Source organism: Nesterenkonia sandarakina (assembly GCF_014138825.1).
GTDB lineage: Bacteria > Actinomycetota > Actinomycetes > Actinomycetales > Micrococcaceae > Nesterenkonia > Nesterenkonia sandarakina.
The window spans coordinates 2,959,518-2,973,429 of the sequence record NZ_JACJIH010000001.1 but is presented as its reverse complement, the minus strand read 5'-3'; the positions used below and the strand labels follow the sequence as shown (position 1 = coordinate 2,973,429).

Sequence of the window (13,912 nt, the reverse complement as noted above, 5' to 3'; positions counted from 1 at the left end):
TGCGCAAGAATGAGGCGTATGAGCACCCACGACGCGCACGCAGATCACCCGGATACACCTGCAACCCCTGAATCGGCAGAGGTCCCGCAGTCCCCGGTGGGGCCCCGGGACAGTTCCCGCACGCCGCGCTTCGCCGGGGCAGCGAGCTTCGCGCTGCTGCCGCTTCTGGAGACCCTGGGCAGCACGGACATCGCCGTCGCCGGGGTGCCGTTCGACTCCGGGGTCAGCTACCGGCCCGGCGCCCGGTTCGGACCCTCCCATGTGCGGGAGTCTTCCCGGCTGCTGCGCCCGTACAACCCGGCTCAGGACATCGCGCCCTTCGCGGTGCAGCAGGTGGCCGACGCCGGGGACATCGTCGCGAACCCGTTCGACCTGGACGAGGCCATGGAGCAGGTCTACCAGGGCGCGAAGGAGCTGCTGACCCGGGCGGACCGGCTCGCGGTGATCGGCGGGGATCACACGATCGCGTACCCGCTGCTGCGCGCCGCGGCCGAGAAGCACGGGCCGGTGGCGGTGCTGCACGCCGACGCGCACCTGGACACCTGGGACACCTACTTCGGGGTCCCGCTGACCCACGGCACCCCGTTCCGGCGCGCCTCCGAGGATGGGTTCATCGATCTCACCGCGAGCGCGCATCTCGGGATCCGCGGACCGCTCTACGGCAAGGGCGATCTCACCGAGGACGCGGCGCTGGGCTTCCAGATCACCAGCAGCGAGTTCATCGAGGAACACGGGGTCCCGGCGGCGATCACCCGGCTCAAGCAGCGCCTGGCCGGGAAGCCGGTCTACATCTCGGTGGACATCGACGTGCTGGACCCGGCTCACGCCCCCGGAACCGGGACCCCGGAGGCCGGGGGGCTCACCAGCCGTGAGCTGCTGCGGATCATCCGCTCCCTGAGCGATCAGCAGATCGTCGGGGTCGACGTCGTCGAGGTCTCCCCCGCCTATGACCACGCCCAGCTGACCGGGATCGCGGCCGCGCATGTGCTCTACGAGCTGATCTCCGCCATGGGCGCCGAGAAGGCCCGGCCAGCGCGCTGAACGCGCCGGCCGGGGCTTAGGGCTCAGCTCAGGTCCTCAGTGCACCTCAGGGGGTCAGACGACGCCGCAGCTCTTCGCTCTGGGACGCGATGGACTCCGGCAGGGAATCGCCGAACTGGGCGAACCATTCATCGATCCCCTCCAGTTCGGTGATCCACTCGTCGCGGTGCACGGTGATCGCATCGGTCAGCGCCTCGGGAGAGATCTCCAGCCCGGAGAGGTCCAGGCCGTCCATCGTGGGGGTGAACCCGATCGGGGTCTCCACGGCCTTCCCGCCGCCCTCCAGGCGTTCGGTGACCCACTTGAGCACCCGGGAGTTCTCGGAGAACCCGGGCCAGGCGATCTTCCCGTCGCGACCCTTGCGGAACCAGTTCACCAGGAAGATCTCCGGCAGCTTCGCCTGATCGGCCTCACCGGAGACCTCCACCCAGTGTTTGAGGTAGTCCCCGGCGTCGTAGCCGATGAACGGCAGCATCGCCATCGGGTCACGGCGCACATTGCCCACCGCTCCCTCGGCCGCCGCGGTGGTCTCCGAGGAGAGCGTGGCGCCGAAGAAGATCCCGTGGTTCCAGTCACGGGCCTGGGTGACCAGCGGGACGGTGGTCTTGCGCCGGCCGCCGAAGAGGATCGCGTCCAGTTTCACCCCGTTGGGCTCGAAGTACTCCTCGGCGAGCATGTCGGTCTGATCGATCGGGGTGCAGAACCGGGCGTTGGGGTGCGCCGCGGGCAGATCGGACTCCGGAGTCCAGTCCTCACCGCGCCAGTCGGTCAGGTGCGCCGGGGGCTCCTGGGTCATGCCCTCCCACCAGACCCCGCCGTCGTCGGTGAGCGCGCAGTTGGTGAACACGGAGTTGCCCTTGGCGATGGCACGCATGGCATTGGCGTTGGTGTGCCAGCCGGTGCCCGGGGCGACACCGAAGTAGCCGGACTCCGGGTTGACCACCCGGAACTCGCCGTTGTGCCCGGGCCGGATCCAGGTGATGTCATCACCGAGGGTCTCAGCCTTCCACCCGTCGAGGGTGGGGTCGATCAGCGCGAGGTTCGTCTTCCCGCAGGCCGAGGGGAAGGCACCGGCGATGATGTAGCTGCGGTTCGCGGGGCTGGTGAGCTTGAGGATGAGCATGTGCTCGGCCAGCCAGCCCTCGTCCCGGGCCATCACCGAAGCGATGCGCAGGGCGTAGCACTTCTTCCCCAGCAGGGCGTTGCCGCCGTAGCCAGAGCCGTAGGACCAGATCTCTCGGGTCTCCGGGTAGTGCACGATGTACTTCTCCTCGTTGCACGGCCAGGGGACATCGCGCTGCCCCGGCTCCAGGGGCGCGCCGACCGAGTGCACCGCGGGGACGAAGAACGCGTCCAGCTCCTCGATCTTGTGCAGCACATCGGTGCCGATCCGGGCCATGATGCGCATACTGGTGACCACGTAGGCGGAGTCGGTGATCTCCACTCCGAACTTGGGGTCCTCCGCGTCGAGGTGGCCCATCACGAAGGGGATCACGTACATGGTGCGCCCGCGCATGGCGCCGTCGAAGACCCCACGCAGGGTCTCGCGCATCTGCGCCGGCTCGACCCAGTTGTTGGTGAAGCCGGCATCGCGCTCGTTCTCGGAGCAGATGAAGGTGCGCGACTCCACCCGCGCCACATCGGCTGGGTCGGAGAACGCGGCGAAGGAGTTTGGGAAGTCGGGGCTGGTGAGTCGGGTGAAGGTACCCGCCTCGACGAGTTCGTCGGTGAGTCTGCGGTGCTCTGCCTCAGATCCGTCAACCCAGTGGATCCGGTCTGGCTGGGTCAGGGCTGCGATCTCCTCGACGAAGCTCAGCAGCGGGGGGTGTGTCGTGGGAGCATCAGCAGTGATCGAGGAATCCGAGGTCCTCGATCCACTGGCCTTATTCGCACCGGGCGCCGTTGCAACGGTGTTGACCATTGTTTCCCTCCATTGGGTACAGGTTCTCTCTGACCCCCTCCTGGTTGGTGAGACCAGGACCCAAGGAAGTGGACATCGTGGATGCCCCGAGTGTGCACAGCATTGTGCGCACCCATCCCTGCGTCCCCGTCAACACCGATGGGGACCAGCTGTAGACCACTGTAGCGGTCCAACATGACAGGACTGTAAACGACGGAGCCCCACGGGTGATTTGTTAGCCCCCAAGGGTCCGTGTATAGTCTTCTAGGTCGCGATCGCCCAGCGGTCAGGCAGAAAAAATTGAAGATGCGCCTATAGCTCAGCTGGATAGAGCGTCGGTCTACGGAACCGAAGGTCAGGGGTTCGAATCCCTTTGGGCGCACCAGATATATCCGAGAACACCCCTTGAATCCCAGGATTCAGGGGGTGTTCTTGTATGTCCTGAGACCTTGCAGCGCAGACCTGCGCTGGCTAGTCTCGCCCCAGGCCGCTCAACGGCGCCACCCCTGGGAACGAGGTTCCGCCATGACCACAGCAGGACGAGGCTGGCTGAGCAACGGCCTGGCCGGTCTGCGGATCGTGGGCCACCTGGTGACCGGGCCGCTGCTGCGCCGTCGCCGGATGAGCTGGGGAGCCACCGACTCAGAGGTCGAGGCCTCGTGGCCGGGCGGCGAGCTGATCCCCCACCCGGCGTGGGCCGCGACCCACGCGGTGACGGTCGCCGCGCCTGCGGAGCAGGGGTGGCCCTGGGGGTGGCCCTGGGTGGCTCAGCTGGGACAAGGTCGCGGCGGGTTCTACAGCTTCGAACGGCTGGAGAACCTCCTCGGGTGTCAGATCCGCAATGTCGATCGGGTCCTTCCGGAGCATCAGGATGTCGCCGCGGCCGGAGAGATTCGACTGGCACCTCAGATGGCGATGCGGGTGGCACGAGCCCAGAGCGCCGCCGACCTGGTCCTGGTCGTGGACTCGAGGCCTGAAGGCGACTCAGGGCCCGACGAGTCGGCTGCGCGCGTGGCGGGCATCTGGTCCCTGCACCTGCGGCCGGCTCCTGGCGGCGGCACCCGGCTGGTCGAACGACTCAGCTACCCCAGGCCACAATCCATCCCGGAGCGGATCTTCAGCTCGCGTCACCTGATCGAACCGATCAGTTACGTGATGAGCAAGGAGATGCTGAGCAATATCAGAGATCTCGCAGAACGCCGCGAGATCACCTCTGCCTCCGACGAGGATCTCGCCCAGCCGGCACTTCTCTGATCTCAAAGGTTCCCCCTGCCCGAGCCCGGTCCTACTCTTGGAACACGATCTATCCACAGATCCAGCCAAGAGAGCCCGTGATGTCACAGACCTCTCCACCCAGCGCGCACCGGGATTCCCCCACCTCCCCCAAGATGAGACCGGGACAGTGGGTCCTGTTGATCCTCGGTGTGCTGCTCGGGAACCTCGGGGTCACACTCCTGCTCGGCGCCCTGCTCAGGGCCCTGCTTCCGGAACCCGATGAATGGCGGGTCATGAAGCACCAGGAGGCGTCCGACTGGGGTATGCAGCAGGCCACCGAAGCCTGGGAACGACTGCAGGACCTGGCACCCACGCTGGCGATCATCGGTGCGATCACATTGCTGATCGGCGTGGCCGGGGTGCTGCTCGGCGCGGCCGGACTCGGACGTGACATCGACCCGCAGCGACTCGCCGCGGCACCGGGCGCTCCCGGTGCCGCGGGGGCATCCACTGCACCCGGGGCCCAGGGCTCCCCCGCGGTTTCAGCCCCCGCCGCCGTCGGCTATCCGGTGCGACTGATCGGGCTCCTCGACTCCCCGCCCTCCCGTGGGCTCTGGCTGGTGAAATGGCTGCTGGCGATCCCGCACTACCTGGTGCTGGCGCTGCTGTGGTCCGCGCTGGTGGTGACCACCTTCGCAGCGGGGCTGGTGATCCTGTTCACCGGCCGCTACCCGCGGGCCTGGTTCTGCTTCAACGTGGGGGTGCTGCGCTGGTCCTGGCGCGTCGGGTTCTACGGCTACGCCGCACTGGCCACGGACCGGTATCCCCCGTTCACCCTGGCCCCTGCGGACTATCCCGCGGATCTGAGCATCGCCTATCCGCAGCGGCTCTCCCACGGACTGGTGCTGGTGAAGTCCTGGCTGTTGGCGATTCCACACCTGCTGCTGATCGGGATCTTCACCAGCCCCTCTGGCACCGGGTGGCAGGGCAGCTGGGACCAGGCCGGCAACACCACGGGCGGCGGCGGGGGCTTCTCGCTGCTGGGCCTGCTGCTGCTGATCACCGCGGTCATCCTGCTCTTCACCGGACGCTACTTCACGGGGATCTTCGACCTGGTGATGGGGTTGAACCGGTGGGTCAATCGGGTCGGCGCCTATGTGCTGCTGATGCGAGACGAGTACCCGCCGTTCCGGTTGGATCAGGGACCCGAGGAACCAGACCGGGCCCGTCTGCCTGATCACGAACCCTCCGAGCAACGCCCCGGGACCAGTCCTGCCACCTGATCAGACTGGGTGTAGGCCTCTGATGAGAGCATGGCGCGCCAGTTCGATCAGCTCCACGCTGGAACGAGCCGAGATTCCGGTTCCGACCCCGGAGCCCGACGAGCTGCTGCTGCGCGTGGAGGCCTGCGGGGTGTGCCGGACCGATCTGCATGTGATCGATCATGACCTGCCACCGCACCGGGCCGATGTGGTGCCGGGGCATCAGATCATCGGGATCGTGGAGGCTCGCGGAGCGGCAGTGCGACGCATCGAGCTCGGGGAACGCCTCGGCGCCGCCTGGCTCAGACGCACCTGCGGCAGCTGCCGCTGGTGCCGGGCCGGCCGCGAGAACCTCTGTCCGGACTCCCTCTATACCGGGTGGGACGCCGACGGCGGCTTCGCCGACTACGTCACGGTCCCCGCCGGATTCGCCTACCCGTTGGGAGAGCGCGTGGACCCGGTGCAGACGGCTCCGCTGCTCTGCGCCGGGATCATCGGCTACCGGGCCCTGAGCCGCAGCATGCTGCCACCCGGGGGCAGGCTGGGCATCTACGGCTTCGGCTCCAGCGGGCATCTGACCGCGCAGCTCGCCCTGGCCGCCGGGGCCCGCGTCTGCGTGATGACCCGCGGGGAGCCGAATCGCAGGCTTGCTCGCCGGCTCGACGTCGAGTTTGTCGGTGACGCCTTCGCGGAACCTCCCGCACCGCTGGACGCCGCGATCATCTTCGCACCCGCCGGGGATCTGGTGCCGGCCGCACTGCAGGCGACCAGCCGGGGCGGCACCGTCACGATCGCGGGGCTCCATATGAGCGACCTGCCCTCGATGCAGTACCAGGGAAGCCTCTTCTATGAGCGAGATCTGCGCAGCGTCACGGCCAACACCCGTGCGGACGGCGCCGCATTCCTGGGCCTGGCCGAACGGCTCGGCATCCACGCCCAGGTGACGCCCTACAGGTTCCAGGACCTTCCCGTGGCGCTGGAGGATCTGCGTCGTGGCCGCGCCTCGGGCTCGCTGGTGCTGACCTTCTAGGCGTCGACTTCTCGAGGCGTCAGCCCCGGCGAAACTCAGTGCCGGCTGAACTCAGTGCCTGTGCCAGCGGTGTGGCTTATGCGTGGGGATCACCAGCACCGGGCAGACTGCTCGGTTGAGCACGGCCTGGCTCACCGAGCCCAGCAGCAGCCCGGAGAACCCGCCGTGTCCGCGGGTCCCGATCACCACCAGCTCCGCGGTCCGCGAGGCCTCGGACAAGACACCCGCCGGGGATCCGTCGAAGAACTGCCAGCGCACAGAGACCCCGGGGGATTTCGCCGCCACCTCCTGGGTCATCGCTTCCAGGTGGTCGGTATAGCGTCGGCGCAGATTCGGCAGTTCCAGGTTGTGCTCCACGGTGTTGGGGTACCAGTGGCCCTGGGCGTTCAGCGGAGCCGCGGAGACCAGGGTCAGCGGAGCCTTCACCAGCTCAGCGGCCTCGGCCGCCAGGTGGACGACGTCGGCCGCGCGGTCGCCGACGTCGACCCCGACCACAATCTCAGAGTCGAAGTTCAGCGCCTCGGTGACGTTGGCGAAGGACCGGCGCCGGTGGTCCCTGGCATGGGACTCCTCCATCAGGCTGACCGGCTCCTCATGCTCCGCCTCAGCACCGGGCCGGTCCTGTGCGGGGGCGAGCAGCTCCGTCTCGGAGTCAGACTCCCAGCGCTCCGGGACCACCAGGGTGGGACAGTGGGCATGGGCGGCCAGCTTGCCCGAGACGCTGCCCAGGAAACGTCCCGCGAACCGGTTGCGGCCTCGCTTGCCGACGACGGCGAGCCGGGCCTCCTGGCTCTCATCGACCAAGGTGGCGCCGGCGTCGCCCTCCGCGGTGTGCGTGCTGACCTCGACCCCGGCGTCGGTGGCGCGGGCGGAGTATTCATCCAGAAGGGTCTGCACAGTGTTCGCGGCCTCAGATCGATACTGATCGAGCTGACGCACATAGTAGTCATCGGTGACGACCGGGCGGACGAAGGTCCCGATCAGACGCAGCGGCCACTGCCGCTGCTTGGCGACCATCAGTCCCACCTTGAAGGCGCGCTCGCTGCCGGCCGAGCCATCAATGCCGACGAGCACGCGGGGGACGGTGCTGCTTTCGGATTTCTGGGTGTGTTCCATATCATGATGCTAGACCCGAAACAATGAACTTTATAGGCAGTGGGAGTCGGCAATTTCAGCCGGTTCTCCGAGCCTGCACCGCGGCCTGCGCCGCACGTCGGCCTCCCTCCACCGGGGACCCCGGGTAGCCGCGCAGATAGCTGGCGAGGACCCCGGTGTAGATCAGTGCCATCTCATCCGCCAACTCCTGGGCCTCGACCTGGTTCTGCGCGAGGGGCCGGAATCGACGTCGCCGGCATCCTGATGTTCCAGACCCTGAGTCCGTGGCGTCTGCGATAGGCAGCCGTGGCGCAGCTGATCGCCCTGGTCACGCTCTCCACACTGATCAGTGACCGACCCGGCGAAGAGGTCACGACGAACTGATCGGCGCTGTAGCTGCGCCACGAGCTCCTGCTGCCACCGGCCTGGCCGATCTTCGCGGCCTTGCTGGCGGGATTCCCCGACACGACCCTCCCAGCCTTCACCGCGGTCGCGTTCTTCGGCGCCAGTTTCACCGCGATCTGCGGAATCCTGATGGAATCCACCACCACCTTTCTGGCCTTCCTTGCAGCCGGGGACTCGGCCTGGCCGGGGTGATCCCGGCCAGGCGGCTCACCGGCCCGAAGAAGAGCTCAAGAAGCAGCCCGAGAACGGTTGCGAACACAGGCAAACACAGATAAAGTCTGTCTAAACCAACACAAACGTGTTGCAGATCACGATCTAGGGGCACCCATGACACTGCTCGCCCCCGAGCGGCACGAACGGATCCTCGACCGTCTGCGCCGCAGCGGCACCATCACGGTCCAGGAGATCGCCGATGACCTCCAGGTCACCAAGGAGACTGTCCGCCGTGACCTCGACCAGCTCGAGATCGCCGGTTCACTCCAGCGCGTCCATGGCGGCGCCGTCGCCAGTTCTGCCCCCTCGCGCCGGGAGACCTCGCTGCGGCAGCGGCAGAACGAACACTCCCGGCAGAAGCGCGCGATCGCCCGGGAGGCCTTGAGCTTCGTGCCCTCCTCCCCCGATGCCTCCGTGCTGCTCGACGCCGGCACCACCACCGAGGCGCTCGCAGCGCTGCTCGGCGACGGGGAGCAGCAGCAGCACACCCGGTTCGTCACCACCAGCTCGGTCCCGATCGCCCAGAAGCTGGCAGAGGTCAGCTCCCTGGACGTGGAGGTGCTCGGCGGGAAGGTCCGCGGGATCACCGGCGCCGTGGTGGGCGCGCAGGCCGTGGCCACACTCTCCCGGCGCCAGGCCGATGTCGCCTTCATCGGCACCAACGGGGTGGACGCCGGCTTCGGCCTGTCCACCCCGGACACGGCAGAGGCCGCGGTGAAGTCCGGACTGGTCCACGCCGCCCGCCAGGTGGTCCTGCTGGCGGATTCCAGCAAGCTCGGGCAACGCACCCTCGTACAGTTCGCAACCCTGGAGGAGATCGATGTGCTGATCACCGATGACGCACCGCACCCGGAGCTGGCCCACGCCCTGCGGGATGCCGATGTCCGAGTCCTCGTGGCGGTGACCTCATGATCGTGACCTTCACCCCCAACCCGAGCCTGGACAAGACTCTTGAACTCGACGCTCCGCTGCGCCCCGGCGCGGTGCAGCGCGCCATCGGGCACACCGCAGAGCCTGGCGGCAAGGGCGTGAACATCTCGCGTGCGCTGACCGCAGCCGGCACCCCGTCGGTGGCGGTGCTCCCGGGTGACCCGAAGGATCCGGTGCTGCTCGCCCTGCAGGAGCTCGGCGTCCCGGCACGGGCGCTGCCGCTGGGCGCGCCGCTGCGCACCAACACCGCGATCACCGACCCGCAGGGCGTGACCACCAAGATCAACGAGCCCGGGCCGGCGTTCGACGCCGCCCTCACCGATGCGCTGCTTCAGCTGCTGCTTCAGGCCTCGGCCGGCGCGTCCTGGGTGGCCCTGGCGGGGTCACTTCCGCCCGGAGTCCCGGTGGACTTCTACGCCCAGGCGATCACCGCACTGCGCAGCAGCTTCGGAGACCAGGCGCCGCGGATCGCCCTGGACACCTCCGGGGAGCCGATGGCCGCCGCCCTGCCCGCGGAGCCGGATCTGATCAAGCCCAACGCCGAGGAGCTCCTCGAGCTGCATGCCGCCTTCACCCGATCCGTCGCACCTGACGCCTCGGGTGCTCAGCGACTCGCTGAGGAGCTCGAGACCGACCCGGCCCGAGCCGTGCAGCTGGCCACCGAGCTTCAGCATCACGGGGCCCGTGCCGCGCTGGTCACCCTCGGCGCCCATGGTGCGGTGCTCATCCCCCGGCTGACCCGCCGGGACGACGCCGGTGCACCTGTTGCGCTGCGCGCCTGGGGGCCACCGATCGTGCCGCGCTCCACTGTGGGCGCCGGTGACGCCTCCCTGGCGGGTTTCCTCGCCGCCGCCCAGGCCGGCGCCTCCGAGACCGATTCACTCAAGCACGCCATGGCCATGGGACGAGCCGCCGCAGAGCTGCCCGGCTCCATCATGCCGACCCCGCACCACCTCAGCACCGAAACACTCAGCACCGAACACCTCGTCCTCAACCCGCGAACGAGACCTACCGTGAATGTGGAGACACCATGAACACCATCATCACGCCGGAGCTGGTGAGCCTCGACAAGCTCACCCCCGGCAGCAAGCGCGAGGTCATTGATGCCCTCGCCGCCCTCGTCGGCTCCGCCGGACGCAGCACCGCCGTCGACGAGCTCGCCGCCGATGTCTGGGCTCGGGAGGAGACCTCCGAGACCGGCATGCCCGGTGGCATCGCCATCCCGCACTGCCGCACCGGCGCCGTCTCTGAAGCTACCCTGACCTTCGCCCGGCTGGCTGAGCCGGTGGACTTCGGCTCCTCCGACGGACCGGCTGATCTGGTCTTCATGATCGCCGCCCCCGACGGCGCGGACCAGGCCCACCTGAAGATCCTCTCCGCCCTGGCCAGCTCGCTGATCAACGAGGAGTTCCTCGCGGAGCTGCGCAGCGCCGGATCCGAACAGCGCGTGGTCGACCTGGTCGCCGAGGCGGTCCAGCCGGCACCGGTGACCGCCGGCGCCGGGGCCCGCGGGTCTTCCTCGCCGGCGGCATCCACCGCCGGCACCGGGGAGGCCTCCGAACAGAGTTCGACGACGGCCGGTCGCCTGGTCGCCGTGACCGCATGCCCCACCGGCATCGCGCACACCTATATGGCTGCCGACTCGCTGAAGAAGGCCGCCAAGGAAGCCGGCGTGGAGCTCCAGGTGGAGACCCAGGGCTCCTCCGGCTCGACCCCGCTGGGCGCCGAGACCATCGCCGCCGCCGACGCCGTCATCTTCGCCACCGACGTCGACGTCAGGGATCGCCACCGCTTCGCCGGAAAGCCAGTCATCGCCTCCCGGGTCAAGCGCGGCATCGACGAACCCGCCAAGATGATCGCCGAGGCACTGGCCGCGGCGAAGGACCCGAACGCCGCCGTCGTCGCCTCCGGTGGATCCGGGGACTCTGAGGGCAGCACCGCGGCCAGCGGCGAGCGCGAAGGCTTCGGCCGCGCCACCCAGCGGATCCTGATGACCGGCGTCAGCTATATGATCCCCTTCGTCGCCGCAGGTGGGCTGCTGATCGCGCTGGGCTTCCTGCTCGGCGGCTACACCATCACCGAGGTCGCCACCGATGTGGCCCTCGGGAACTCGCTGTGGAACCTTCCCACCGCTGATCAGCTGCCCGAGGAGTTCTACGGGTTCGGCGCACTGGGCGGCTACCTGGGTGCGGTCCTCTTCACCCTCGGCAGCACCGCAATCGGCTTCCTTGTGCCCGCGCTGGCCGGTTACATCGCCTTCGGCATGGCCGATCGTCCCGGCATCGCTCCCGGCTTCACCGCCGGCGCGATCGCGCTGACCATGGAGGCCGGCTTCATCGGCGGCATCGTCGGCGGTGTCCTCGCCGGTGCGGTGGCCCTGTGGTTCCGCAAGCTCAGCGTTCCGCGCTGGCTGGCCGGACTGATGCCTGTGGTGATCATCCCGCTGCTGGCCACGCTGGTCGCCGGTGGACTCATGCTGCTGGTCCTCGGTGCACCGATCGCCTCGCTGACCGCAGCCCTGGAGGGCTGGCTCAACGGGATGACCGGCTCCGCCGCGATCCTGCTGGGCATCATCCTTGGTCTGATGATGTGCTTCGACCTCGGTGGACCGGTCAACAAGGTGGCCTACTCCTTCGCGGTGGCAGGCCTCTCGGCCGCCGTCGCCGATGGCAACGCCGGTCCGCTGATGATCATGGCCACGGTCATGGCCGCCGGCATGGTGCCCCCACTGGGCATGGCGTTCGCGACCTTCATCGATTCTCGCCTGTTCAGCCCCGCCGAGCGGGAGAACGGCAAGACCGCTGTGCTGCTCGGCGCGGCGTTCATCTCCGAGGGCGCCATCCCGTTCGCCGCAGCCGATCCGCTGCGCGTGCTGCCGGCCTCCATGATCGGTGGTGCCGTCACCGGCGCCATGACCATGGCCTTCGGCATCACCTCCTACGCACCCCACGGCGGCATCTTCGTGCCGTTCGCCATCGAGAACTTCTGGCTCTTCCTGGTCTCGGTGCTAGCGGGCTCCCTGATCACGGCGTTCTCGGTGATCGCCCTGAAGCGCTGGGCACGTAAGGGTGTAGCCTCTGCTGCATGATTGAACGCACTGCGGTGATCGCCGCGGCGGCCGGGCTCCACGCCCGGCCTGCCGCGGCTTTCGCGTATGCGGCGGCAGAACAACAGGTCCCGGTGGAGATCGCGAAGCTCTCCGCGCCAGAGCTTTCCGTCCAGGCCGACTCTCTTCTGGGCGTGATGAGCCTGGATGTGGCCCACGGGGAGCGAGTCCTGCTGCGAGCCCGAGGCGAGGGTGCTGAGCAGGTTCTCGAGACCCTGGTGCAGCTGCTGGAGGAATCACCGTGACGCTTGGCGGCGCCTGAGGGTGCGCCGCGGGTAAGCCTCCTCATCTGGCTGCTTGACGGTGGCCAGTGTCCACCCTGTGGCTGATGACCATGGAAGCCGGTCACCCTTCGGTGAAGAGATGTCTCTTAAGAACACCGCCCTCAGCATCCCGAGAAGCCCCTGGTCCCAACCACTTGTCGGCGGGACCCTGACCCTCATCCCTGGACGGAAGTACCCGGCGTGGCTGCGTCACGGCATGACCTGGGGTTCTACCGCCGCGGTGGTCGCCCTGGTCGCGGTCCCCGGGCTTGGCTCCAAGGCCCTCAAGAGCACCTCGGTGCAGGAAGAACCGGCAGCCGACGTGCAGCTCAGTCCGAAGGCGAGGGCGGGTTATGCGGCGATGGCCGGTGCCTCGATGCACGGGATGTGGCGGTTCGGCTGGTGGTTCGACGAAGCCTCGGAGCAGACCCTGAGGAAGCTTGGCGTACCGCGTCCTCGGGTCGTGCTGGGCGTGGCCGTCGCAGCGTTGTATCACTTCACGGACGACCGCAGGCACGGGGATTCCAGGACCTGAGGGACCTGATGCGGAGATTCAGGACGCTGCCTCGCGGTGCCATCGTGAATGCAGGGCCTGAGGTTCATGCGCGACGAACGCGCCACACCTGGTGCAGGCGAGCTGTGCGGCACGCTCGGCCCTCCGGTCGGGTCATCGGAACCTTCGGCCCTCATCACGGCGATAGGCCCATACCGTCAGCGCCGCGAACACCAGGGTCCACACCAGGAGCACCGGCAGCGCCAACGCTGCGGAACCCTCGCCGGTGAGAATCTGGGCAAGCAGATCACGTCCGGCCCGGGAGGGAAGACCCTGACTGATGACATCCAGCCAGCGGGGGAACGTTTCCGGAGGCAGGAACAATCCGCCGGCGAACGCCAGCGGGAACAACGTCAGCTGGACCACCGCAAGAGCGGCCTTGGCCGGCAATGAGTACCCGATCGCGAGTCCCATGAGGGTGAACGGGACAGAGATCGCCAGTACAACGAGGAAGCCGAGTGCGAAGCGCCAGAACGAGAGGCTCGCTTCGGTCAGCAGTGCACCGATGAGGACCACGGGCACCAGCGCCGCGGCCGTCCAGATCACGCCGTTCACGATCCGTCCGGCGGTGCGTGGAGCGGCCGCTGCAGGGAGCGTGCGCTGATACGCATCGAACGGCAGAGCACGGTCCTCGGCCACTCCGGTGCCGTAGCTGAACAGAGAAGTGGACATCACGGCGAAGAGGGCGAGCTGGGCGACTGCCACGGTCGCGAGGGTCGGGTCCTGAGCCACCTCGGCGTTGGGGACCACGAAGAACAGCAGCGCCATGGCAGGAAAGAAGAAGTTGCCGATCACAGCGACCGGGATTCTGACGGTCTCCAGCAACTGCATGCGTGCATGCAGACCGGCAAGGGAGACGAAGGAACGAGGACTCCGCGGGCGACCCTGCGATCCCGCAG

13 protein-coding genes and 1 tRNA gene are annotated in these 13,912 nt (G+C 68.1%); 11 read left to right on the top strand and 3 right to left on the bottom strand.

Going from position 1 to position 13,912, the window contains the following annotated elements:
* Nucleotides 1–18: 18 nt before the first annotated feature.
* Nucleotides 19–1,041, top strand: coding sequence for an agmatinase (gene speB, locus HNR24_RS13630; RefSeq protein WP_182496021.1), 1,023 nt, complete (start codon nucleotides 19–21; stop codon nucleotides 1,039–1,041).
* 46 nt (nucleotides 1,042–1,087) lie between these two features.
* On the opposite strand, the gene HNR24_RS13625 is transcribed toward speB, so the two are convergent.
* On the bottom strand, nucleotides 1,088–2,962 hold the full coding sequence (locus HNR24_RS13625) for a phosphoenolpyruvate carboxykinase (GTP) (RefSeq protein WP_083504554.1): 1,875 nt from the start codon (nucleotides 2,960–2,962) through the stop codon (nucleotides 1,088–1,090).
* Between the two features lie 287 nt (nucleotides 2,963–3,249).
* Here HNR24_RS13625 and HNR24_RS13620 point away from each other — a divergent pair.
* The 4 genes from HNR24_RS13620 (at nucleotide 3,250) to HNR24_RS13605 (ending at nucleotide 6,448) form a co-directional block, all read left to right on the top strand.
* Nucleotides 3,250–3,326: transfer RNA gene (locus tag HNR24_RS13620), tRNA-Arg, on the top strand.
* A 140-nt stretch (nucleotides 3,327–3,466) separates the two neighbouring features.
* Complete coding sequence (locus HNR24_RS13615; RefSeq protein WP_182496020.1) at nucleotides 3,467–4,195, top strand: hypothetical protein; 729 nt, start codon at nucleotides 3,467–3,469, stop codon at nucleotides 4,193–4,195.
* Nucleotides 4,196–4,275: 80 nt separating this feature from the next.
* Nucleotides 4,276–5,439: a DUF4389 domain-containing protein gene (locus HNR24_RS13610; RefSeq protein WP_058887405.1), complete on the top strand. Its 1,164-nt coding sequence runs from the start codon at nucleotides 4,276–4,278 to the stop codon at nucleotides 5,437–5,439.
* 22 nt (nucleotides 5,440–5,461) lie between these two features.
* The gene (locus tag HNR24_RS13605) at nucleotides 5,462–6,448 is read left to right on the top strand and encodes a zinc-dependent alcohol dehydrogenase family protein (protein ID WP_058887406.1); all 987 of its coding nucleotides are present in this window, start codon (nucleotides 5,462–5,464) and stop codon (nucleotides 6,446–6,448) included.
* Nucleotides 6,449–6,499: 51 nt separating this feature from the next.
* Here the strand turns inward: HNR24_RS13605 and HNR24_RS13600 are convergent, their stop codons facing one another.
* Nucleotides 6,500–7,564, bottom strand: a complete 1,065-nt coding sequence (locus tag HNR24_RS13600) for a universal stress protein (RefSeq protein WP_182496019.1) — start codon at nucleotides 7,562–7,564, stop codon at nucleotides 6,500–6,502.
* A gap of 423 nt (nucleotides 7,565–7,987) precedes the next feature.
* Here HNR24_RS13600 and HNR24_RS13595 point away from each other — a divergent pair, with 423 nt between their 5' ends.
* The 6 genes from HNR24_RS13595 (at nucleotide 7,988) to HNR24_RS13570 (ending at nucleotide 12,995) form a co-directional block, all read left to right on the top strand.
* Nucleotides 7,988–8,140 (top strand): hypothetical protein, encoded by a 153-nt coding sequence (locus tag HNR24_RS13595; protein ID WP_182496018.1) that lies wholly within the window; start codon nucleotides 7,988–7,990, stop codon nucleotides 8,138–8,140.
* A gap of 135 nt (nucleotides 8,141–8,275) precedes the next feature.
* Complete coding sequence (locus HNR24_RS13590; RefSeq protein WP_310735447.1) at nucleotides 8,276–9,073, top strand: DeoR/GlpR family DNA-binding transcription regulator; 798 nt, start codon at nucleotides 8,276–8,278, stop codon at nucleotides 9,071–9,073.
* Nucleotides 9,070–10,125, top strand: coding sequence for a 1-phosphofructokinase family hexose kinase (locus HNR24_RS13585; protein ID WP_182496017.1), 1,056 nt, complete (start codon nucleotides 9,070–9,072; stop codon nucleotides 10,123–10,125). Before HNR24_RS13590 ends, HNR24_RS13585 begins: the two co-directional genes overlap by 4 nt.
* Entirely contained in the window at nucleotides 10,122–12,179 is a 2,058-nt protein-coding gene (locus HNR24_RS13580) for a PTS fructose transporter subunit IIABC (RefSeq protein WP_182496016.1), read from the top strand. Before HNR24_RS13585 ends, HNR24_RS13580 begins: the two co-directional genes overlap by 4 nt.
* A complete protein-coding gene (locus HNR24_RS13575) occupies nucleotides 12,176–12,442 on the top strand; it encodes an HPr family phosphocarrier protein (protein ID WP_179440800.1) in 267 nt (88 codons plus the stop codon). Before HNR24_RS13580 ends, HNR24_RS13575 begins: the two co-directional genes overlap by 4 nt.
* 235 nt (nucleotides 12,443–12,677) lie before the next feature.
* Nucleotides 12,678–12,995, top strand: a complete 318-nt coding sequence (locus HNR24_RS13570; protein WP_182496015.1) for a hypothetical protein — start codon at nucleotides 12,678–12,680, stop codon at nucleotides 12,993–12,995.
* 132 nt (nucleotides 12,996–13,127) lie between these two features.
* On the opposite strand, the gene HNR24_RS13565 is transcribed toward HNR24_RS13570, so the two are convergent.
* Entirely contained in the window at nucleotides 13,128–13,844 is a 717-nt protein-coding gene (locus HNR24_RS13565) for an ABC transporter permease (RefSeq protein ID WP_058887412.1), read from the bottom strand.
* Nucleotides 13,845–13,912 lie beyond the last annotated feature (68 nt).

Excerpts from the sequence above, each read along its gene's own strand:
- HNR24_RS13600 (WP_182496019.1), bottom strand. The coding sequence starts at position 7,564 with ATGGAACACACCCAGAAATCCGAAAGCAGCACCGTCCCCCGCGTGCTC.
- HNR24_RS13625 (WP_083504554.1), bottom strand. The coding sequence starts at position 2,962 with ATGGTCAACACCGTTGCAACGGCGCCCGGTGCGAATAAGGCCAGTGGA.
- HNR24_RS13570 (WP_182496015.1), top strand. The coding sequence starts at position 12,678 with ATGACCTGGGGTTCTACCGCCGCGGTGGTCGCCCTGGTCGCGGTCCCC.
- HNR24_RS13605 (WP_058887406.1), top strand. The coding sequence starts at position 5,462 with ATGAGAGCATGGCGCGCCAGTTCGATCAGCTCCACGCTGGAACGAGCC.
- HNR24_RS13580 (WP_182496016.1), top strand. The coding sequence starts at position 10,122 with ATGAACACCATCATCACGCCGGAGCTGGTGAGCCTCGACAAGCTCACC.
- HNR24_RS13610 (WP_058887405.1), top strand. The coding sequence starts at position 4,276 with ATGTCACAGACCTCTCCACCCAGCGCGCACCGGGATTCCCCCACCTCC.
- HNR24_RS13590 (WP_310735447.1), top strand. The coding sequence starts at position 8,276 with ATGACACTGCTCGCCCCCGAGCGGCACGAACGGATCCTCGACCGTCTG.
- HNR24_RS13585 (WP_182496017.1), top strand. The coding sequence starts at position 9,070 with ATGATCGTGACCTTCACCCCCAACCCGAGCCTGGACAAGACTCTTGAA.
- speB (WP_182496021.1), top strand. The coding sequence starts at position 19 with ATGAGCACCCACGACGCGCACGCAGATCACCCGGATACACCTGCAACC.
- HNR24_RS13565 (WP_058887412.1), bottom strand. The coding sequence starts at position 13,844 with ATGCAGTTGCTGGAGACCGTCAGAATCCCGGTCGCTGTGATCGGCAAC.
- HNR24_RS13615 (WP_182496020.1), top strand. The coding sequence starts at position 3,467 with ATGACCACAGCAGGACGAGGCTGGCTGAGCAACGGCCTGGCCGGTCTG.
- HNR24_RS13575 (WP_179440800.1), top strand. The coding sequence starts at position 12,176 with ATGATTGAACGCACTGCGGTGATCGCCGCGGCGGCCGGGCTCCACGCC.